Origin of the sequence: Pseudomonas sp. GL-RE-26, from assembly GCF_019956275.1 — a bacterium.
Classification (GTDB): Bacteria; Pseudomonadota; Gammaproteobacteria; order Pseudomonadales; family Pseudomonadaceae; genus Aquipseudomonas; species Aquipseudomonas grandcourensis.
Window position 1 is genome coordinate 16,253 of record NZ_JAHBDI010000012.1, and the last position, 21,130, is coordinate 37,382.

Sequence of the window (21,130 nt, forward strand, 5' to 3'; positions counted from 1 at the left end):
AGTCAATGCGATGGCCTTGCTACAGCTGGAGCGCATCAGCGCACAGTACCCCGGCAATCCGGAACCGGTGTTGGCGGATATCTCACTGAGCCTGGGGCCCCGGCAATTGCTGGTCGCCCTTGGCCCGTCCGGCAGTGGCAAGACTTCGCTGTTGAACCTGATTGCCGGTTTCGTCGAACCCAGCGCCGGGCGTATCACCCTCGACGGCGTGCCCGTCAAAGGCCCGAGCGCCGAGCGCGGCGTGGTGTTCCAGGACGACGCGCTGCTGCCGTGGCAAGACGTTCTGGCCAACGTCGGGTTCGGCCTGGAGCTGGCCGGTATCGCCCGGGACAAACGCGAAGCTCGCGCCCAGGAAATGCTCGCCCTGGTCGATCTTTCCGGTTTTGAACAACGCCGCATCTGGCAGCTTTCGGGCGGCCAGAAGCAACGTGTCGGCCTGGCCCGCGCCCTCGCCGCCGATCCGCGTGTGTTGCTGATGGACGAACCTTTCGGTGCCCTCGACGCCTTCACCCGCGAGCAGATGCAGGAGCTGTTGCTGCAAGTCTGGCAACGCACCGCCAAGCCGGTGTTCCTGATTACCCACGACATCGAAGAAGCCGTGTTCCTCGCCACCGACCTGATTCTGTTGGCGCCCAACCCGGGGCAAATCGTCGAGCGCCTGAGCCTCGATTTCGGTCAGCGTTATGCCGCCGGTGAGTCGGCTCGCTCGATCAAGTCCGACCCGCGTTTTATCGAAACCCGCGAACACGTACTCGCCAAAGTGTTCTCCCAACGCAGCGCCGCCCAGCGGCAGGAGCGCGCATGAGCAGCTACGAAATTCCCGTCGCCGCGATAACGCCTGGCTCAGCCGTGATTCCGGTAAGTCGCCGCTTGAGCACTCGCTGGATCAGTGTGCTGACGCTGGTCGTTCTCGTTGCTATTTGGTGGGCCGTGACGGCGACCGGTTTGATCGAGCCGCTGTTCCTGCCGCCGCCCTCCGCCGTGCTGCAAAAAGGCTGGCTGCTGGCGACCTCGGGTTATATGGATTCAACCCTGTGGCAGCACCTCGGCGCGAGTCTGAGTCGTATCGGCCTGGGCCTCGGCTTTGCGATTCTCACCGCCGTGCCGGTGGGAATCGCCATCGGCGCCAACCGTATCGCCCGTGGTGTGCTCGACCCGCTGATCGAGTTCTACCGGCCGATTCCGCCGTTGGCTTATCTGCCGCTGATCGTGATCTGGTGCGGCATCGGTGAATTGTCGAAAGTGCTGCTGATCTACCTGGCGATCTTCGCCCCGATTGCCATCGCCACCGCCACCGGTGTGCGCACGGTCGACCCGGCCAAATTGCGTGCCGCGCAGTCGCTGGGCGCAACACGCGTGCAGTTGATTCGCCACGTCATTTTGCCGAGTGCCTTGCCGGACATTCTGACCGGTGTGCGCATTGGCCTCGGCGTGGGTTGGTCGACGCTGGTCGCCGCCGAACTGATCGCCGCCACCAGCGGCTTGGGCTTCATGGTGCAATCGGCCGCGCAGTTTCTGGTCACCGATGTGGTGGTACTGGGGATTCTGGTGATTGCACTGATCGCCTTCGCGATGGAGTTGGGCCTGCGTGCCCTGCAACGCAAATTGGTGCCGTGGCATGGCCAGACCCACTGAATATGAGCAGCCCTGTAGGAGCGAGCCTGCTCGCGATTGCTGATTATCAGGCAACAATGCTTTGACTGATGCACCGCGATCGCGAGCAGGCTCGCTCCTACAAAAAAGCACGGCCTCCGAATTGAAGAGAACCACCATGAGCCACCTGACCATCGTCCCCCTAAGCTCCGCCCTCGGCGCACAGATCAGCGGTGTCGACATCAGCCAGCCGCTGAGCCTGGAGCAGCGCGATGCCATCGAACAGGCCCTGCTCAAGCATCAGGTCCTGTTCTTTCGCGACCAGCCGATCACGCCACAGCAACAGGCGCGATTCGCCGCGAATTTCGGCGACCTGCACATTCACCCGATCTACCCGAATGTGCCGGAGCAACCCGAAGTGCTGATCCTCGACACCGCCGTCACCGACGTGCGCGACAACGCGATCTGGCACACCGACGTGACCTTCCTGCCGACCCCGGCCATGGGCGCGGTGCTCAGTGCCAAGCTGCTGCCGAAGTTTGGCGGCGACACGTTGTGGGCCAGCGGGATTGCAGCGTATGAAGCTCTGTCGGCGCCGCTGAAAACCTTGCTCGAAGGTCTGACCGCTACCCATGACTTCACTCGTTCGTTTCCGCTGGAACGCTATGGCAATACGCCCGAGGCACTGGCCCAGTGGGAGGAAGCACGGCGCAAGAATCCGCCGCTGTCGCACCCAGTGATCCGCACGCACCCGGTCAGCGGGCGCCGCTCGCTGTTCGTCAACGAAGGCTTCACTTCGAAGATCAACGAGCTGTCGGAAACCGAGAGCGAGGCGATTCTGAAGTTCCTGTTCGCCCATTCAACGCGACCGGAGTTCACCATTCGCTGGCGCTGGCAGCAGGACGACATCGCGTTCTGGGACAACCGCGTGACCCAGCATTACGCGGTGGACGATTACCGCCCGGCGCGGCGGGTGATGCAGCGGGCAACGGTATTGGGGGATGTGCCTTTCTTTCGCTGAACCCTGATTTCTTTATTGACCAATCTGACCCCATCGCGGGCAAGCCCGCTCCCACAGGGTCCGAGTCGTACACATAATCTGTGAACACAGCTGAACCTGTGGGAGCGGGCTTGCCCGCGATGAGGCCGGAACAGGCACCAGAAATCCAGTGCCGATCACCTATTCCGCAGTAGATGGCTTCTCCCAAAGATTGATCCCGCCCTCCTGGGCAAACCGGTCAATCTCCGCCAGTTCCTGCGCACTGAAGCTCAGGTTCTTCAACGCCCCGACGTTCTCGATGATCTGCTCCGGCCGGCTCGCGCCAATCAAGGCCGAAGTGACCCGAGGATCGCGCAGGGTCCAGGCCAGCGCCAGTTGCGCCAGGCTCTGGCCGCGACGCTTGGCGATTTCGTTGAGTGCCCGCACCTGGGCAATGTTGGCCTCGGACAAATGCGACGCCTGCAACGAACCACCGCCCGGACGGTTGACCCGCGCATCCGACGGCACGCCGTTGAGGTATTTGTCGGTCAGCAAACCCTGGGCCAGCGGGGTAAAGGCAATCACGCCGGTGCCGAGTTCGTCGGTGGTATCCAGCAGGTCTTTTTCCACCCAGCGATTGAGCAGGTTGTAGGCCGGCTGGTGAATCAGCAGCGGCACTTTCCACTCTTTGAGCAACGCCGCCATTTCGCGGGTTTTCACCCCGGAATAGGACGAGATGCCGATGTACAGCGCCTTGCCCTGCTGCACCGCTGTGGCGAGCGCGCTGGCGGTTTCTTCCAGCGGAGTGTCCGGATCGAAACGGTGAGAATAGAAGATGTCGACGTAGTCCACGCCTAGGCGTTGCAGGCTCTGGTCAAGGCTGGCCAGCACGTACTTGCGCGAGCCGCCACCCTGACCGTAAGGGCCGGGCCACATGTCCCAACCGGCCTTGCTGGAGATGATCAGTTCGTCGCGGTACTGCTTGAAGTCTTCACGCAGTAAACGGCCGAAGTTGATCTCGGCGCTGCCATACGGCGGGCCGTAGTTGTTGGCCAGGTCGAAGTGGTTGATGCCCAGGTCGAACGCCGTGCGCAACAACGCGCGCTGGGTATCGATCGGCGTGCTGTCGCCGAAGTTGTGCCACAGGCCCAACGACAGCGCCGGCAGCACCAGCCCGCTGCGGCCCACGCGGCGGTAGGGGATGGAGTCGTAGCGGTTTTCGGCAGCGGTGTAAGTCATCGAATCCTCTCTTGTCTGTCTTGAATCTGGTATCGACTGCTTCGCCAGTCGCCCAGCATACGCCCGGACAAACGCCAGAAAACCCCTGATTCGACTAATTGCTGAAACGTTTCACATATTTCCCGCTGACAAGCTACCGCGCCCCCGCAAACACCTCACCCAACCAATCCACAAACACCCGGACCCTGGGCGACATGTGTCGGTTGTGCGGGTACAGCACTGAAACCGGCATTGATGGCGGTGGGGTGTCGGTGAGGATTTCCTTGATCAACCCTTGGGCAATTTGCGTTTCCATCCGGTAGTGCGGGCACTGGATCAGGCCCAGTCCGGCAATCGCCGAGGCGGCGTAGATTTCTGCGCCGAACACCGAGACCGCACCGTCGATGGCCACTTCCTTGAGTTCACCGTCCACCATGAATTCAAAGGGAAACAATTTGGCCGTCGTGCGCGAAACGTAGTTCACCGCACGGTGCTGGCTCAGGTCGGCAAGGCTTTTCGGTTCGCCGTATTTGCGCAAATAGGCGGGGCTGGCGCAGGTGATCTGACGCAGGTTGGCGACACGTTTGCCGATCAGCGTGGAGTCGCCCAATGTTCCTGCGCGCAACACACAATCGATACCTTCGGTGATCAGGTCGACCTGACGGTCAGCCTCGCTGATGGACAGCTCGATGTCGGGATAACGCGCCATGAATTGCGGCAATGCCGGGATCACGAAATGCTTGGCCAATGTCCCGTGCAAGTCCACCCGCAGCCGCCCCTTCGGTGCCACACCGCGAAACGCCAATTCCGCTTCTTCCAGCTCTGCCAGCAGTTGCACGCAACGCAGGTAATACGCCTCGCCGTCCAGCGTCGGACGCACTTTACGCGTGCTGCGCTCCAACAAACGCGTACCCAGCCAGGCCTCGAACTGATTCAGGGTGTGGGTCAGCGTCGCGCGTGGCAGGTTCAGGTCATCGGCAGCCTGCGTGAAGCTGCTGCGCTCGTAGATCCGCACAAAAACCTTCATCGCTTTGACTTGGTCCACAGCTCACTCCAGGCACTCGATTGTTGGCGATTATTGAACAGTCAAGGCAACTCTCGTGCATTTATCGCCCTGAGTAAACATGTGAAATTGACTTCACACCCCATCGACAGGAACACCAACATGACTCATCAAACACCGAAAGTTGCCATCGTGACCGGCGCCTCCCGCGGCATCGGCGCGGTCATCGCCAAACAACTGGCCAGCGAAGGTTTCGCCGTTGCCATCAACTACGCCAGCAGCGCCACCGAAGCCTCGAAGCGGGTGGTGGAGCTACGTCAGGCCGGCCACCAGGCCATAGCGATCAAGGCCGATGTGGCCAATGCCGACGACGTGCGCCGGATGTTCGACGAGGTTGAAACCCAGTTCGGCAAGGTCGATGTTTTGGTGAACAACGCCGGTATCCTCAAGGTCCTGCCGCTGGCGCAACACAGCGATGAACTGTTCGAGCAGAACTTCAACATCCACGCTCGCGGCACCTTCAATACCCTGCGTGAAGCGGCGACCCGCCTGAACAGCGGTGGCCGGATCATCAACTTCTCCAGCAGTACCGTCGGCATGAACCTGCCGGGCTACGCGGTGTACATCGCCAGCAAAGCGGCAGTGGAATCCCTGACCCAGGTGTTCGCCAAAGAGATGCGCGGGCGCAACATTACCGTCAATGCGGTGGCTCCCGGGCCGGTGGCGACTGAGCTGTTTTTGCACGGCAAGAGTGAGGAGCAGATTCAGAATTTCGCGAAGATGGCGCCGCTGGAGCGTCTCGGTCAGCCAGAAGACATTGCCCGTGTCGTGTCCTTCCTCGCCGGGCCGGATTCAGCGTGGGTCAATGGGCAGATTTTGCGGGTCAATGGTGGGTTGGTTTAACTATGCTCAAACAGACACCGCGATAGCGGTTTGTCAGGCAAAAAATCCAGCGGAAGCACTCACCATGCACACCACCATCATCACCACCTTCGGCCTGATCCTCCTGGCGCTGATGCTCTACATCGGCGAGAACATCGGCTTCACCCGCCAAACCCTGGCCTACAGTTTTATCGTGCTGTGGTTGGCGCTGACGCTGATCAATGGCGCAGTCGGCATAGTGCATGCCGGCCAGCCATTGAGCACCGAACTGGTGGTCGGTAGCGCCGTGTTCGGTGTCCCGGTGGCGGCGCTGGTGTTGTTCATGGTGTTGACCACCGAGACGTGAGGGCCTTGATCAACGCACCAGATGCAGGAACTGCATGTGCCGTTCGTACTGATCGAGGATGTCGTTGATGATCTGCTCCTTGGTGTAGCCCACCAGATCGTAGTCCTGACTGCCCTCGCTCAAATGCACTTCGGCCCGGTAGTAGCGGCGATTGTTGAGTTGTTTGGAACCCATACCGCCACGGGCAAACGACGGCGTGAAGTAGCCACGCATCTGCACCTGATACACGAACGGATGCTGGTCGCCGTGGCCGATTTCCAGGCTGACGCTGTCATTGGCCGGGTCCGGGTGTGTCGCTACGTGCAAACCCTTTTCGATGAACACGGCAGACACTTCTTCAATCGCCGGGCGCACCGTCGTATCGAGGAAACGATAAACCTCATCCCGCGACGGGAAATGCACCGCCTGACTCAGGCGCTGGCGCCATCCACCCTTGCCACGCCGGGATGCCGAGACCGGTGCCAGTGAATGCATCTGCGCAATCTGCTTCTGCGATTCCAGATAAAACGCCTTGTGCAGCCCCCACATCATCAACAGCAAGATCAACGAGAACGGCAGCGAAGTCAGGACCACCGCCGACTTCAACGCATCGATGCTGCCGGAAAACAGCAAAGCGCCGGTCACCAATGCGGTCATCGCGCCCCAGAACACCCGCAGCCATTTCGGCCCGTCTTCATCGGGGTTGCCGCCCTTGGCGGACAGCGTCGACAGCACCACGGTGCCGGAGTCGGCGGAGGTGACGAAGAACACGAAGCTGATGAACACCGTGACCGCGATCACGGTTTTGCTCCACGGGTAGGTTTCCAGCAGCAGGTAGAGCGTCATCGACGGATTATCGATAGCCGACATGCCGAGCGCGCTCATGCCGTGGTTGAGCACTTGATCGATGGCGCTGTTGCCGAAGATCGACATCCACGCCAGGGTGAAGCCGAGCGGGATCAACAGCACGCCGAAAACGAATTCGCGGATGGTCCGACCACGGGAAATCCGTGCGATGAACAGGCCCACGAACGGCGACCATGCAATCCACCAGGCCCAGTAGAACACCGTCCAACCGCCCAACCAGTCGCTGGGTTTATCGTAGGCATAGAGGTCGAAACTCTTCATCGGCAAGGCGCCGAGGTAATCGCCGAGGTTCTGGATCAGGGTGTTGAGCAAGTGCTGCGTGGGGCCGGCGAACAACACGAACAGCAGCAGCGCACAGGCCAGCAGCATGTTGATGTCGGACATCACCCGCACGCCCTTGTCGACGCCGGATACGGCAACGATGATCGCCGCGCCCATCATCAAGGTGATCAGGCCGACCTGAATCCATTGGGTGTGGGCGATGCCGAACAGGTAGTCCAGGCCCGAGTTGAGGTGCAACACGCCGAAGCCCATGTCGGCACCGAGGCCGAACACCGTGGCGATGATGCCGAAGCCATCCACCGCGTAGCCGATGGGGCCATTGATGCGCTTGCCGATCAGCGGGTACAACGCCGAGCGCAGGGCCAGTGGCAGGTTATGCCGGTAGGCGAAGTAGGCCAGCGCCATGCCGACAAAGGCGAACACGCCCCAGCCATGCAGGCCCCAGTGCAGAAACAGAATCTGCATCGCCTGGCGCGCCGCATCCGCCGTACCGGCCTCGCCTTGGGGCGGTTGCAGCATGTGGGTCAGCGGCTCGGACACGCAGAAGAAAAACAGGGTGATGCTGATCCCGGCGGCGAACAGCATGCCGGCCCAGGACAAATAACTGAATTCGGGTTCGTCGTGGTCGGCACCGAGCTTGATCTTGCCGTAGCCGGACAAGGCGGTGACCACCACGAAGACCAGATACAGGGTCATCGCCAGCAGGTAATACCAGCCGACCGTGTTGGCCGCCCAGTTTTGCGCCGCCAGCAACCAGGCACCGGCCTGCTCGGGCATGGCGATGACAACGACACCAAACAACAGGATGAAACTCGCCGAGAACCAGAACACCGGCGGATTCATGCGGATCAGACCGCTTGGAGGGATGGACGATGCACTCATGTTCGGTGCACCTCGAAGGGGTAAAACGTGGCTGTAGAAATCGGACTCAGCAAAGGCAAGCCTCCTGTTGTGAGCGGGCAGCGAACCGCCGGTTTAACTTGAATGAACGTTCAAGTTAAACATGAATAGGGGGCTAAGGACTAATCGCAGGGCTCGGCGGTGGTGTTCTTACGCTAGCTCAAGGGAGGAAATTTGCTGAAGACCAACAACTCGATTCGGCTTGAAATCCAATCGCGAGCAAGCTCGCTCCCACAGCGGATCCGGGTTGAACACAAAAGCTGTGAACGCCAGGAAACCCTGTGGGAGCGAGCTTGCTCCGGGCGGCGTTCCGACGATGAGGCCAGACCAGTCAACGGAGATCCAAAGGCCTACTTCTGCGCCCCATCATCATGCTGCAGATTCGCCTGGGTCAGGTTGCTGCCCGCCGGCACGCTGCGGGTCAGCCAGACGTTGCCGCCAATGGTCGAACCCTGACCGATGGTGATCCGCCCGAGAATCGTCGCCCCGGCATAAATCACCACGTCGTCCTCGACAATCGGATGCCGAGGCTGGCCTTTCTGCAACTGACCGTCTTCGTCCGCCGGGAAGCGCTTGGCGCCCAAGGTCACCGCCTGATAGATCCGCACGCGCTCGCCGATGATCGCCGTCTCGCCAATCACCACACCCGTCCCGTGGTCGATGAAAAAACTGCGGCCGATCTGCGCTCCGGGGTGGATGTCGATGCCGGTAGCGGAGTGAGCGATTTCCGCGCTGATCCGCGCCAGCAACGGCAGCCCGGCGCGATACAAATGATGGGCCAGACGATGGTGAATCACCGCCAGAATCCCTGGGTAGCACAACAATACTTCATCGACACTGCGCGCCGCCGGGTCACCGTGATAGGCCGCGAGCACGTCGGTGTCCAACAGGCTGCGCAACCCAGGCAAAGCGAGGGCAAAGTCCTGAATGATCTGGATGGTCCGGGCTTCGACTTCAGTTTCGGCCTGGTCACTGTGGCGCGCGGCGTAGCGCAATTCGAGTCGCGCCTGGGCCAACAGCGCATTCAACGCCACATCCAGGGTGTGGCCGACGTAGAAGTCTTCGCTCTCCTCGCGCAGGTCAACCGGCCCCAGGCGCATCGGGAACAACGCACCACACAGGGCTTCGAGAATGTCCGCCATGGCTGCGCGGGACGGTAATTCTCGACCGCCCTGCTCGCCGCTGGCCCGGCCGTTTTGTGCACGCCACTGTTCACGTGCCGTGCGCAGCTGGCTGACGATGGTCTGCAATTGCCAATGGCTGGAACGCTCACTCACGGTAAAAAACTCCTCACGGGCGGCCGGACTGTCTGGCCGCACTGACGGCGATTACTTTACGGCAAGGGTCACGAGGCAAATTAAGAACCAATAGTGCTGTGCTCAGTTCGATTGGCTATAAGCGATTGGCGGTTGCCCCAACTTTTTGGCGTGCCTATAGTCCTGAGATCTTCAACCGCCAGTACGGACTCATGATCAAACAACAGCTCGCCCGCTTTAACCGCCTCGACCTGCTCGGTCAGCCCACCGCCCTCGAAAAACTCGAACGCCTGTCGACCTGGCTGGGCCGAGACCTGTACGTCAAGCGCGATGACCTGACACCGCTGGCAATGGGCGGAAACAAGCTGCGCAAACTCGAATACCTGGCCGCCGATGCCTTGGCCCAGGGTGCTGACACCTTGATCACGGCGGGCGCGCTGCAATCGAACCACGTGCGCCAGACAGCCGCCATTGCCGCCAAGTTGGGTCTGGGCTGCGTAGCCCTTCTGGAAAACCCTCTCGGCACTGACGACAGCAATTACACCGGCAACGGCAACCGGCTGCTGCTCGACCTGTTCGATGTCAAGGTCGAACTGGTGGAAAACCTCGACAACGCCGACGAGCAACTGCAAGCCTTGGCCAACCGACTGCGCAGCAACGGCAAGAAGCCGTACCTGGTGCCGATCGGTGGCTCCAATGCGCTGGGCGCCCTGGGCTACGTGCGCGCCGGGCTGGAACTGGCCGAGCAGATCAAGGACACCGGCCTGACTTTCGCCGCCGTGGTCCTGGCCTCGGGCAGCGCCGGTACCCACAGCGGCCTGGCACTGGCCCTGAGTGAAGCACTGCCGGATCTGCCAGTAATCGGCGTGACGGTTTCGCGCAGCGATGAAGACCAGCGGCCAAAGGTTCAAGGCCTGGCCGAACGCACCGCCGAGTTGCTGGGCGTGAATCTGCCGGAGGCTTTCAAGGTCGAGTTGTGGGACGAGTATTTCGCCCCGCGTTATGGCGAGCCGAATGCCGGCACACTGGCGGCGGTGAAACTGCTGGCGAGTCAGGAAGGCTTGCTGCTGGACCCGGTCTACACTGGCAAGGCCATGGCGGGCTTGCTGGACGGGATCGGCCGTCAGCGCTTCGACGAGGGTCCGATTATCTTCCTGCACACTGGTGGGGCGCCGGCGTTGTTTGCCTATAAGGATTTTCTGTAAGCGATCTTTTCCTACGAAAGACATATTCAATTAACGAATAACAAATAGAATATTTATTATTTTCCTATCTAAAGGCATCATCTTATAGTCACGCCGCAGGCGAATTTGCAGCGAGACGCATAAGCTGCATTAGGGCAGGATATCGCAGTCGTCCGAATCCCGAATTTGCCAACTTTCCTTAAGCGTCTTCCATAAGAAAACACAGGGGCTTGTCATGAATTTTTCCGCATTACGTCGCAATCTGCTGGTGGGCTCGCTGGGCCTGGCTCTGAGCGCCGGCCTGATTGGCCAAGCCGTTGCCGGTGAGCAACTGCAAAAAATCAAAGACGCTGGCGTGATCAACGTCGGTCTGGAAGGCACTTACCCTCCGTTCAGTTTCGTCGACGCCGACGGCAAACTGGCCGGCTTCGAAGTCGAGTTCTCCGAAGCCCTGGCCAAAGAGCTGGGCGTGAAGGTCAAACTGCAACCGACCAAATGGGACGGCATCCTCGCGGCCCTGGAATCCAAGCGTCTGGACGCAGTGATCAACCAGGTGACCATCTCCGAAGAGCGCAAGAAAAAGTATGACTTCTCCGAGCCGTACACCGTTTCCGGGATTCAGGCGCTGGTGCTGACGAAGAAGGCCGCCGAGCTGAACATCAAGTCCGCCGCTGACCTGTCCGGCAAGAAAGTCGGCGTAGGCCTGGGCACCAACTACGAAGAGTGGGTGAAAGCCAATGTGCCGACCGCTGACATCCGCACCTACGAAGATGATCCGACCAAGTTCCAGGACCTGCGTGTCGGCCGTATCGACGCCATTCTGATCGACCGTCTGGCCGCGCTGGAATACGCCAAGAAGGCCAAGGACACCACCGCCGCCGGTGATGCGTTCTCCCGTCAGGAAGCCGGCATCGCCCTGCGTAAAGGCGAGCCTGAACTGCTGGCCGCGGTGAACAAGGCAATCGATAAGCTGCGCGCCGATGGCACCCTGAAAAAGCTCTCGGAAAAATACTTCAACGCTGACGTCACTCAATAATGGGAGAAGCTTTCCAACTCGCACTGGACTCCGCGCCCTTTCTGCTCAAGGGCGCGTATTACACGGTCATCCTCAGCCTGGGCGGGATGTTCTTCGGCCTCGTGATGGGGTTCGGTCTTGCGCTGATGCGCCTGTCGCGCTTCAAACTGGTGAGCTGGATCGCCCGCATCTACGTGTCGTTCTTTCGCGGCACGCCGTTGCTGGTGCAACTGTTCGTGATCTATTACGGCTTGCCGCAATTGGGTCTGGAACTGGATCCGCTGCCGGCGGCCCTGATCGGCTTCTCGCTGAACATGGCCGCCTACGCCTGTGAAATCCTGCGTGCCGCGATCAGCTCCATCGAGCGCGGCCAGTGGGAAGCCGCTGCCAGTATCGGCATGACCCGCGCGCAGACCCTGCGCCGGGCCATCCTGCCGCAGGCGATGCGCACCGCATTGCCGCCGCTGGGCAACAGCTTCATTTCGCTGGTCAAAGACACCGCGCTGGCCGCTACCATCCAGGTGCCAGAACTGTTCCGTCAGGCGCAGCTGATCACCGCCCGCACCTTCGAAATCTTCACCATGTATCTTGCCGCCGCACTGATCTACTGGGTCCTGGCCACGGTGCTTTCGCACCTGCAGAACCAGTTGGAAGCGCGGGTCAATCGGCACGACCAGGAGTCCTGACCCAATGATTGTCGTGGAAAAACTGACAAAGCAGTTCAAGGGTCAAGTCGTGCTCAATGGCATCGATCTTGAGGTCAAGGAAGGTGAGGTGGTCGCGATCATCGGCCCTAGCGGTTCGGGCAAGACCACCTTCCTGCGCTGCCTGAATTTTCTGGAAGAACCCACCAGCGGCCGGATCAAGGTCGGCGATATCGAGATCGATACCAGCCGCCCACTGAACCAGCAGCAGAGCCTGGTGCGACGTTTGCGCCAGCACGTAGGTTTCGTGTTCCAGAACTTCAACCTGTTCCCCCATCGCACCGCTCTGGAAAACGTTATCGAAGGCCCGATCATCGTGAAGAAGATCGCGCACGCCGATGCCGTTGCCCTGGGTAAAAAGCTCTTGGCCAAGGTTGGCCTGGCGGGTAAGGAAGACGCCTACCCGCGTCGCCTCTCCGGTGGTCAGCAACAGCGCGTGGCGATTGCCCGGGCGCTGGCGATGGAACCGGAAGTGATCCTGTTCGATGAGCCGACCTCGGCCCTCGACCCGGAGTTGGTGGGCGAGGTATTGGCAACCATCCGCGGCCTGGCCGAAGAGAAGCGCACCATGGTGATCGTCACCCACGAAATGGGCTTTGCCCGGGACGTGGCCAACCGTGTGGTGTTTTTCGACAAGGGTGTGATCGTCGAGCAAGGCGAAGCGAAGGCGTTGTTTGCCAACCCGAAAGAAGAGCGGACAAAACAATTTCTCAGCAAATTCCTGAACAACAGCCACAACTAACAAGCCCGCTCAACAATAGTCACCTTCCATGGACGGAAGTGACGCCCCCCGAAAAAATATTTTACCAATACCAAACTAACCCCCTCTATTCGATATACATATTTTGTACGCGAACGCGGTACATATATATGCGTCGCAACAATTAAACTCCATCTCACCACCCGGTTCCTTTCGCAGATCCTAGCCGACCACGCGCGCCAAACTGCCCATTTACAGCCATTTTCAGCGGACAAATTCGACACACCGGCATGGTTTACTTACTTAGCACCGTAGGAACTTTCTGAATAACATCACACTTCAGCCATAACTAACAAATCTCATTGACACTTGCCCACCCTGACTCTTATCTAGTCTCCGACCTACATCACTCATCACGCCCAGTCCATTATTTCAATTAAAAATAATGAATGGTTTTGCTGCTCGATATTTAGTTTTTGAATTCCCAGAAACGGACTTCGTTGCAAGACTTCAAGGAGACTTCATGAAAAGCACCTCGAACAAATCCGGGCTTGTGGCCCCGACCCTGGCGCAATCCAACAAGACCGGCATCAACGTCACTTGCGCGGCGCACCTGCTCATCGATGTGGCGCCCTACCCCGCCATGGACGAAGGCGACCTGATCGAACTGTTCTGGGACAACTGCTACGTAGCCTCCCGCGTGCTGACGGCCAGCGATGCCGGCCAACCGGTGCAACTGCGGGTGCCTGAAAGTTTTGTCGCCAACGGTACCTCGCACATTCACTACCGGGTCATGCAGGTTGGTCGAGACCCGGTGGTTTCGGCCGGCCGAAACGTGCAGATCAAACTCGACTGCCCCGGCGGCCAACCCTCCGCGTTGTGCGGCGATGAAAACCAGTGCCTGGCACCGGTGGGCATTCCCGAGGCGATTCGCCGTCAGGGGGTCAATCCGAGCCAGGTCAAACGCGGTGTTCCCTTGACCATCGAACCGTACCTGAACATGGCCGTCGACGACGAAATCACCTTGCGCTGGGGCGATGTGCGCATGGATCTGCCACGGCTCAAGTCCGCCGATGTGGGTCAGCCGGTCCAGGTCTGGATACCGCCGGCCATCATCCTCGAAGCCGGCGAAGACCTGCGGCTGGAAGTGACGTACTGCATTCTCGACCGGGTGGGTAATAACTCCCGCTGGGCGCCAGCCCGTACGCTGAAGATCGGGTGTGCAAATACCTATCTGAAAGTCCCGAAGAAACAGCCCCTCAAGGCTGCTGAACCCCGTAGACGATGAAGAAGCCTCTGTGGGGGATCATCCTTCTATGTATATTCCTAAAAGTTAGTTCATAAAATATTTATACACGTTTAGGGTATATACACCGGACCACCGGACATCCTTGTTTTCATGCGCGGCCACAAGCGGCGCTTCCATAAGATGTGAGGTAGGTATGGTCCGGAACACAATCACCCCAGTGCAGATCGCCAGGGCATTGCGTGCAGCCAAGGAGCGGCACTGATGTCCAGTCTGGCAGATGCAAACGTCCAGAGTGACCTGGACATCGCCCCCCTGTTGTTGCCCGCAAAAGTCTTGCGCAATGACGCTCAAGCCATCAAGGCGGCCCACGAACTGGCGCAAGTCGCCAGCCTGCAAGCGGCCAAACGGGACCGTCAGCGCAAGCTGCCGTGGGCGGAAATAGAACAGTTCACCCGCAGCGGCCTGGGCAGCATTTCCATCCCCCGCGAGTACGGTGGCCCGCAGGTTTCGTTCGTTACCCTGGCCGAGGTCTTCGCGATCATTTCCGCAGCAGACCCGGCGCTTGGGCAGATCCCGCAAAACCAGTTCGGCATTCTTAACCTGGTGCTCGGCAGCGCCACCGAAGCGCAAAAAAAACAGCTGTTCAAAAGCGTCCTGGATGGCTGGCGCATCGGCAATGCCGGGCCGGAACGCGGCAGCAAAAACACCCTGGAACTGAAGGCACGCATCACCGCTGACGGCGTCCTCAATGGCCAGAAGTTTTATTCCACTGGCGCACTGTTCGCCCATTGGGTCGCGGTCAAAGCGTTGAACGATGATGGCAAGCAAGTGTTGGCGTTCATCCGGCGCGGCACACCGGGATTGCGCATCGTCGATGACTGGTCCGGGTTTGGTCAGCGCACCACCGCCAGCGGCACGATTTTGCTCAACAACGTGCAGGCCGATCCCGAACTGGTGGTGGATAACTGGCGGATCAACGACACGCCGAACATCCAGGGTGCTGTCTCGCAGCTGATTCAAGCGGCCATCGACGCCGGTATCGCCCGAGGCGCCATCGACGACGCCATCGACTTCGTGAAAACCCGCGCCCGGCCGTGGATCGACGCCAAGGCCGAACGGGCCAGCGATGACCTGTACGTGATCGCCGATATCGGCAAGTTGAAAATCGAATTGCACGCCGCCGAAGCGCTGCTGCGCAAGGCCGGACAAGTGCTCGATGAAGTCAGCGCCGCACCACTCACCGCCGAGTCTGCCGCCCGCGCCTCGATTGCGGTGGCCGAAGCCAAAGTGCTGACCACCGAGATTTCGTTGCTGGCCAGCGAAAAACTGTTCGAACTGGCCGGCAGCCGCGCGACCCTCGCCGAATTCAACCTCGACCGCCACTGGCGCAACGCCCGGGTACACACCCTGCACGACCCGGTGCGCTGGAAGTATCACGCGGTCGGCGCCTATCGCCTCAACGGCACGCTGCCTAATCGCCATTCCTGGATCTGACGACCAGAACACTTTTTGCCAGAGCTCTGGAGAAACACATGACAAGTTCTCACCACGTCGCTGTCATCACCAGCGATGAGCAAGCCCTGATCGTCGCCAGCGACCTTGCCGAAGACTTCAAACGCGACAGCGCCACACGCGACCGCGAGCGCCGTTTGCCACACCCGGAACTGGAAGTGTTTTCCCGCTCGGGCCTGTGGGGCATCAGCGTGCCAAAGGAATACGGCGGCGCCGGTGTTTCCAACGTCACCCTGGCCAAGGTCATCGCCTTGATCGCCCGGGCCGACGGCTCCCTGGGGCAGATTCCGCAGAACCATTTCTATGCCCTCGAAGTACTGCGGGTGAACGGCAGCCACGAGCAGAAGCAACGCCTGTACGCCGAAGTCTTGGCCGGCCAGCGCTTCGGCAATGCGTTGGCCGAACTCGGCACCAAAACCGCACACGATCGCGTCACCAGCCTGACTCGTGACGGCAGCGGCTATCGCATCAATGGTCGCAAGTTCTACGCCACGGGCGCGATCTACGCCCAGCGCATTCCCACCTCGGTGGTGGATGAAAACGGCGTGCAGCAACTGGCGTTCGTCCCACGCGACAGCAAGGGCCTGAGTGTGATCGACGACTGGAGCGGCTTCGGCCAGCGCACCACCGGCAGCGGTTCGGTGGTGTTCGAAGATGTCTACGTCGCTGCCGAAGATGTCATCCCCTTTCAGAGCGCTTTCGAACGCCCGACCCCGGTCGGCCCGCTGGCGCAGATTCTCCATGCCGCCATCGACACCGGCATCGCCCGCGCTGCCTATGAAGATGCGCTGCATTTCGTGCGCACCAAAACCCGGCCGTGGATCGACGCCACCCACGAAAAAGCCACGGACGATCCACTGACCCTCAAGAGCTTCGGCCACCTGAGCATTCGCCTGCACGCCGCCGAAGCACTGCTGGAGCGTGCCGGTGAATACCTCGACAAGGCCCAGGACGACACCCAGGCCGAGACGGTCGCCGCCGCGTCGATTGCCGTCGCCGAAGCCCGCGCCCTCAGCACCGAAATCTCCCTGGCCGCCGGCAGCACGCTGTTCGAACTGGCCGGCAGCCAGGCAACCTTGATCGAACACGGCCTCGACCGCCACTGGCGCAACGCCCGGGTGCACACCCTGCACGACCCGGTGCGCTGGAAGTATCACGCAGTGGGCAATTACTACCTCAACGATGAAAACCCGCCACTGCGGGGGACCATCTGAATGGCCAAGAAAAAGATCCTGCTCAACGCGTTCAACATGAACTGCATCGGGCACATCAACCATGGCTTGTGGACACACCCGCGCGACACGTCCACCCGCTACAACACGATCGAATACTGGACCGAATTGGCGCAGTTGCTGGAGCGCGGGCTGTTCGACGGCCTGTTCATCGCCGACATCGTCGGGGTCTACGACGTCTACCAGAACTCGGTGGACGTGCCGTTGAAAGAGTCGATCCAGTTGCCGGTCAACGATCCGCTGCTGCTGGTTTCAGCGATGGCGGCGGTGACGAAAAACCTCGGCTTCGGCCTGACCGCCAACCTCACCTACGAAGCGCCGTATCTGTTCGCCCGACGCCTGTCGACGCTGGATCACCTGAGCCGTGGGCGGGTTGGCTGGAACATCGTCACCGGCTATCTCGACAGCGCCGCCAAGGCCATGGGCCTGAGTGAACAGGTCGAGCATGACCGCCGCTATGACCAGGCCGACGAGTACCTGGAAGTGCTCTACAAACTCCTGGAGGGCAGTTGGGAAAACGGCGCGGTGCTGAACGATCCGCAGCAGCGGATCTACGCGCAGCCGGACAAAGTGCACAAGGTCGAGCACAAGGGCGAGTTCTATCAGGTCGAGGGTTATCACCTGTGTGAACCCTCGCCGCAGCGCACGCCGGTGCTGTTCCAGGCCGGCAGTTCGGATCGCGGCTTGCTGTTCGCCGGGCGACATGCCGAGTGCGTATTCATCAGTGGCCAGACCAAGGCATCGACCAAGGCGCAGGTGGACAAGGTGCGCGCCAGCGCCGTCGAAGCCGGGCGCAATCCCGAGGACATCAAGGTGTTCATGGGGCTGAACGTGATCGTTGGCGCCACCGAAGAGCTGGCCTGGGCCAAGCACGCCGAATACCTGAGCTACGCCAGTGCCGAAGCCGGCGTTGCGCACTTCTCGGCGTCCACCGGGATCGATTTTTCCCAATATGAAATCGACGAGCCGATCCAGTACGTGAAGAGCAACGCGATCCAGTCTGCCACCAAACACCTTCAGAACAATGATTGGACACGACGCAAACTGCTGGACCAACACGCCCTCGGCGGGCGTTACATCACCGTGGTCGGCTCACCGCAGCAGGTGGCGGATGAACTGGAATCCTGGATTGCCGAAACCGGTCTCGATGGTTTCAACCTGACGCGGATTGTCACGCCGGAAAGCTATGAGGATTTCATCGAGCTGGTGATTCCCGAGTTGCAACGGCGGGGCTCGTACAAGACGGCGTATGACAGCGGCACCTTGCGAGAAAAGCTGTTCCGCGAGGAGGCGTTTTTGCCTGAACAGCACACCGGCTCGCACTACCGACACTAAACCCTGTGGCGAGGGAGCTTGCTCCCGCTCGACTGCGCAGCAGTCGAAAATCTGCTGATCCGATTTATCTGTCGCACCTTATCGGATGCTTCAGGGCTGCTTCGCAGCCCAGCGGGAGCAAGCTCCCTCGCCACAAATGTGAACCCAATACTGATAATTGACTGGATAACTCATCATGAAAAAGAACTACCTCTCCCACCCAGTCAAAGCACTGGCCCTGGCCCTCGGCCTGTTCAGTTCGGCGACCTTCGCCGCCGACGCACCGCTGAAAATCGGCACCACCGCCGCCTTCGCCATTCCTTTGGAAGCGGCGGTTGAAGAAGCTGGCAAACAAGGCCTGAAAGTCGAACTGGTGGAGTTCAGCGACTGGATCGCGCCGAACGTAAGCCTGGCTTCAGGCGACATCGACGTGAACTACTTCCAGCACATCCCGTTCCTGGAAAACGCCAAGGCTGCGTCGGGTTTCGACCTGGTGCCGTTCGCACCGGGCATCATCAACAACGTCGGTCTCTACTCGAAGAAATACAAAAGCTTCGACGAACTGCCGCAAGGCGCCAGCGTGGCCATCGCCAACGATCCGATCAACAGCGGTCGTGGCTTGCAGCTGCTGGCCAAGGCCGGTTTGATCACGCTCAAACCCGGCGTGGGCTACAAGGCCACCGAAGAAGACATCATCGCCAACCCGAAGCACATCAAGATCCTCCAGGTCGAAGCCGTGCAACTGGTGCGTGCCTATGACGATGCCGATCTGGTGCAGGGCTACCCGGCCTACATTCGCTTGTCGAAAACCTTCGATGCCGGCTCCGCATTGCTGTTCGACGGCCTCGATCACAAGGAGTACGTGATTCAGTTCGTGATCCAGCCCAAGAGCAAAACCGATCCGCGCCTGATCAAGTTCGTCGACATCTACCAGCACTCACCCGCTGTGCGCGCCGCACTGGATAAAGCTCACGGCAAGCTCTATCAAGCCGGTTGGGAAAGCTGAACATGACCGCCGCCATCCAACGGCGACTGGAGATTCCAGAGCCGCAAAGCGCCGAGCACACTGAACTGCATCCCGAACTGAACCATGCCCATGTTCGCTTTATCGGCCTGGGCAAAACCTACAACGGCCAGCAAGGCCCGGTGGCCGCGTTGCACGGCATCGACCTGGCGATCCAGCGCGGCGAAGTGTTCGGCATCATCGGTCGTAGCGGCGCTGGCAAGTCGTCGTTGATCCGCACCATCAATCGACTGGAACAGCCGAGCAGCGGTCGGGTGCTGATCGATCAAGTGGACATCGGCGAGTTCGACGAAGACCGCCTTGTGGCGCTACGTCGGCGCATCGGCATGATATTCCAGCACTTCAACCTGATGTCGGCCAAGACCGTTTGGCAGAACGTCGAGCTGCCGCTGAAAGTCGCCGGCGTGCCCAAGGAACAACGCGAGCAGAAGGTCCGTGAACTGCTGGAACTGGTGGGCTTGCAGGCCAAACGCAAGGCTTACCCGGCGCAGTTGTCCGGCGGGCAGAAACAGCGCGTGGGCATTGCCCGGGCGCTGGTGCATGACCCGGAAATTCTGCTGTGCGACGAAGCTACCTCGGCGCTCGACCCGGAGACCACGCAGTCGATTCTCGGCCTGCTGCGCGAGATCAATCAGCGCCTGGGCCTGACCATTGTGCTGATCACTCACGAAATGGCGGTGATCCGTGAGATCTGTGATCGCGTGGTTGTCCTGGAACACGGGCGCATCGTCGAGCAAGGGCCAGTGTGGGAAGTTTTCGGCAATCCGCAGCATGAGGTCAGCAAGACATTGCTGGCGCCGTTGCAGAACGCATTGCCGAAAGAACTGCAAAGCCGTTTGCAGCCGCAGCCAAAGTCATCGGACGCCGCCGTGGTCCTGCGCTTGCAGTTCACCGGCAGCCAACGCGACGAACCGGACCTGGCGGCATTGTTCAGTGCCCTCGGAGGCCGTGTGCGATTGCTGCAAGGCGGCGTGGAACGGATTCAGGGCCATGCCCTCGGGCAACTGCTACTGGCGGTGACCGGCTCGACTCTCGGTGCCGAAGAGTTGCGTCAACGCGCCTCCCATTGGGCGCAACAGGTGGAGGTACTGGGCTATGTGGTTTGATCGCTTGCTGCAGGGTTTTATCGACACATTCTTGATGGTCGGCGTGTCGTCGTTGATCGCGCTGTTGGCGGGCATTCCGCTGGCGGTGATCCTGGTCACCAGCTCCAAGGGCGGCATCTACGAAGCCCCGGCGTTGAACCGCGCACTGGGCGCGTTCGTGAACCTGTTTCGCTCGATTCCGTTCCTGATTTTGATGGTGGCGCTGATTCCGTTCACCCGATTGATCGTCGGCACCACCTACGGTGTATGGGCGGCCGTAGTGCCGCTGACCATCGCGGCCACGCCGTTCTTTGCGCGCATTGCCGAAGTCAGCTTGCGCGAGGTCGATCATGGACTGATCGAAGCGGCGCAGGCGATGGGCTGCCGGCGTTGGCACATCGTCTGGCATGTGTTGTTGCCGGAGGCGCTGCCGGGGATTGTCGGCGGGTTCACGATTACCTTGGTGACCATGATCAATTCGTCGGCCATGGCCGGGGCGATTGGCGCGGGTGGGCTGGGGGACATTGCCTATCGGTATGGGTATCAGCGGTTTGATAGCCAGATCATGCTGACGGTGATTGTGTTGCTGGTGGCGGTGGTGGCGGTGATTCAGTTGGGTGGGGACCGGTTGGCGCGGGGGTTGAACAAGCGCTGACGAGCTGAAGGTCACCATGCTTTTGTGGCGAGGGAGCTTGCTCCCGCTGGGCTGCGAAGCAGCCCCAAACCATTCAGTGCGGTGTGTCAGTGAAATTCGGGGGACAGATTTTACGATTGCTGCGCAATCGAGCGGGAGCAAGCTCCCTCGC

At 60.4% G+C, this 21,130-nt stretch carries 20 protein-coding genes; 16 read left to right on the top strand and 4 right to left on the bottom strand.

Annotation, left to right across the window (positions count from 1 at the left end; translation table 11 throughout):
• Nucleotides 1–10 precede the first annotated feature (10 nt).
• From tauB to tauD, 3 genes are all read left to right on the top strand, one after another.
• The gene (gene tauB / locus KGB07_RS10825; protein WP_223465370.1) at nucleotides 11–805 is read left to right on the top strand and encodes a taurine ABC transporter ATP-binding subunit; all 795 of its coding nucleotides are present in this window, start codon (nucleotides 11–13) and stop codon (nucleotides 803–805) included.
• Nucleotides 802–1,635 carry a taurine ABC transporter permease TauC gene (tauC, locus tag KGB07_RS10830; protein WP_046040780.1) on the top strand — a complete coding sequence of 278 codons (834 nt, stop codon included), beginning with the start codon at nucleotides 802–804 and terminating at the stop codon, nucleotides 1,633–1,635. Before tauB ends, tauC begins: the two co-directional genes overlap by 4 nt.
• A gap of 136 nt (nucleotides 1,636–1,771) precedes the next feature.
• Nucleotides 1,772–2,614 (top strand): taurine dioxygenase, encoded by an 843-nt coding sequence (gene tauD, locus KGB07_RS10835; protein WP_223465372.1) that lies wholly within the window; start codon nucleotides 1,772–1,774, stop codon nucleotides 2,612–2,614.
• Nucleotides 2,615–2,773: 159 nt separating this feature from the next.
• Here tauD and mgrA read toward each other — a convergent pair whose 3' ends face one another.
• Both mgrA and KGB07_RS10845 read right to left on the bottom strand, forming a co-directional pair.
• Nucleotides 2,774–3,811: an L-glyceraldehyde 3-phosphate reductase gene (gene mgrA / locus KGB07_RS10840; RefSeq protein WP_046040777.1), complete on the bottom strand. Its 1,038-nt coding sequence runs from the start codon at nucleotides 3,809–3,811 to the stop codon at nucleotides 2,774–2,776.
• A gap of 133 nt (nucleotides 3,812–3,944) precedes the next feature.
• On the bottom strand, nucleotides 3,945–4,835 hold the full coding sequence (locus KGB07_RS10845; RefSeq protein WP_223465373.1) for a LysR family transcriptional regulator: 891 nt from the start codon (nucleotides 4,833–4,835) through the stop codon (nucleotides 3,945–3,947).
• 120 nt (nucleotides 4,836–4,955) lie between these two features.
• On the opposite strand from KGB07_RS10845, the gene KGB07_RS10850 reads away from it, so the two are divergent.
• Both KGB07_RS10850 and KGB07_RS10855 read left to right on the top strand, forming a co-directional pair.
• Complete coding sequence (locus KGB07_RS10850; protein WP_223465375.1) at nucleotides 4,956–5,696, top strand: SDR family oxidoreductase; 741 nt, start codon at nucleotides 4,956–4,958, stop codon at nucleotides 5,694–5,696.
• A gap of 64 nt (nucleotides 5,697–5,760) precedes the next feature.
• Entirely contained in the window at nucleotides 5,761–6,021 is a 261-nt protein-coding gene (locus tag KGB07_RS10855; RefSeq protein WP_223465376.1) for a hypothetical protein, read from the top strand.
• 9 nt (nucleotides 6,022–6,030) lie between these two features.
• Here KGB07_RS10855 and betT read toward each other — a convergent pair whose 3' ends face one another.
• A complete protein-coding gene (gene betT, locus KGB07_RS10860) occupies nucleotides 6,031–7,992 on the bottom strand; it encodes a choline transporter BetT (RefSeq protein WP_223465424.1) in 1,962 nt (653 codons plus the stop codon).
• 407 nt (nucleotides 7,993–8,399) lie between these two features.
• Complete coding sequence (epsC, locus tag KGB07_RS10865) at nucleotides 8,400–9,326, bottom strand: serine O-acetyltransferase EpsC (RefSeq protein WP_046040769.1); 927 nt, start codon at nucleotides 9,324–9,326, stop codon at nucleotides 8,400–8,402.
• A gap of 191 nt (nucleotides 9,327–9,517) precedes the next feature.
• Between epsC and KGB07_RS10870 the strand changes: the two genes are divergently transcribed.
• The 11 genes from KGB07_RS10870 to KGB07_RS10920 all read left to right on the top strand — a co-directional run bounded on the left by KGB07_RS10870 (nucleotide 9,518) and on the right by KGB07_RS10920 (nucleotide 20,979).
• A complete protein-coding gene (locus KGB07_RS10870; protein ID WP_223465377.1) occupies nucleotides 9,518–10,510 on the top strand; it encodes a D-cysteine desulfhydrase in 993 nt (330 codons plus the stop codon).
• Between the two features lie 214 nt (nucleotides 10,511–10,724).
• Nucleotides 10,725–11,525 carry a cystine ABC transporter substrate-binding protein gene (tcyJ, locus tag KGB07_RS10875; RefSeq protein WP_060543969.1) on the top strand — a complete coding sequence of 267 codons (801 nt, stop codon included), beginning with the start codon at nucleotides 10,725–10,727 and terminating at the stop codon, nucleotides 11,523–11,525.
• Nucleotides 11,525–12,190: a cystine ABC transporter permease gene (gene tcyL / locus KGB07_RS10880; protein ID WP_046040764.1), complete on the top strand. Its 666-nt coding sequence runs from the start codon at nucleotides 11,525–11,527 to the stop codon at nucleotides 12,188–12,190. Before tcyJ ends, tcyL begins: the two co-directional genes overlap by 1 nt.
• Before the next feature lie 4 nt (nucleotides 12,191–12,194).
• Complete coding sequence (gene tcyN, locus KGB07_RS10885) at nucleotides 12,195–12,950, top strand: L-cystine ABC transporter ATP-binding protein TcyN (protein ID WP_046040763.1); 756 nt, start codon at nucleotides 12,195–12,197, stop codon at nucleotides 12,948–12,950.
• A gap of 481 nt (nucleotides 12,951–13,431) precedes the next feature.
• Nucleotides 13,432–14,196 carry a hypothetical protein gene (locus KGB07_RS10890; protein ID WP_046040762.1) on the top strand — a complete coding sequence of 255 codons (765 nt, stop codon included), beginning with the start codon at nucleotides 13,432–13,434 and terminating at the stop codon, nucleotides 14,194–14,196.
• 222 nt (nucleotides 14,197–14,418) lie between these two features.
• Nucleotides 14,419–15,651, top strand: coding sequence for an SfnB family sulfur acquisition oxidoreductase (locus KGB07_RS10895; protein ID WP_046040761.1), 1,233 nt, complete (start codon nucleotides 14,419–14,421; stop codon nucleotides 15,649–15,651).
• A 38-nt stretch (nucleotides 15,652–15,689) separates the two neighbouring features.
• Entirely contained in the window at nucleotides 15,690–16,883 is a 1,194-nt protein-coding gene (locus KGB07_RS10900) for an SfnB family sulfur acquisition oxidoreductase (protein ID WP_046040760.1), read from the top strand.
• Nucleotides 16,884–18,236: an LLM class flavin-dependent oxidoreductase gene (locus KGB07_RS10905; RefSeq protein ID WP_046040759.1), complete on the top strand. Its 1,353-nt coding sequence runs from the start codon at nucleotides 16,884–16,886 to the stop codon at nucleotides 18,234–18,236.
• A 175-nt stretch (nucleotides 18,237–18,411) separates the two neighbouring features.
• On the top strand, nucleotides 18,412–19,221 hold the full coding sequence (locus tag KGB07_RS10910) for a MetQ/NlpA family ABC transporter substrate-binding protein (protein WP_223465378.1): 810 nt from the start codon (nucleotides 18,412–18,414) through the stop codon (nucleotides 19,219–19,221).
• A gap of 2 nt (nucleotides 19,222–19,223) precedes the next feature.
• A complete protein-coding gene (locus KGB07_RS10915) occupies nucleotides 19,224–20,345 on the top strand; it encodes a methionine ABC transporter ATP-binding protein (protein WP_223465382.1) in 1,122 nt (373 codons plus the stop codon).
• Nucleotides 20,335–20,979, top strand: a complete 645-nt coding sequence (locus KGB07_RS10920; protein WP_046040756.1) for a methionine ABC transporter permease — start codon at nucleotides 20,335–20,337, stop codon at nucleotides 20,977–20,979. Before KGB07_RS10915 ends, KGB07_RS10920 begins: the two co-directional genes overlap by 11 nt.
• The last annotated feature ends 151 nt before the right edge of the window (nucleotides 20,980–21,130 follow it).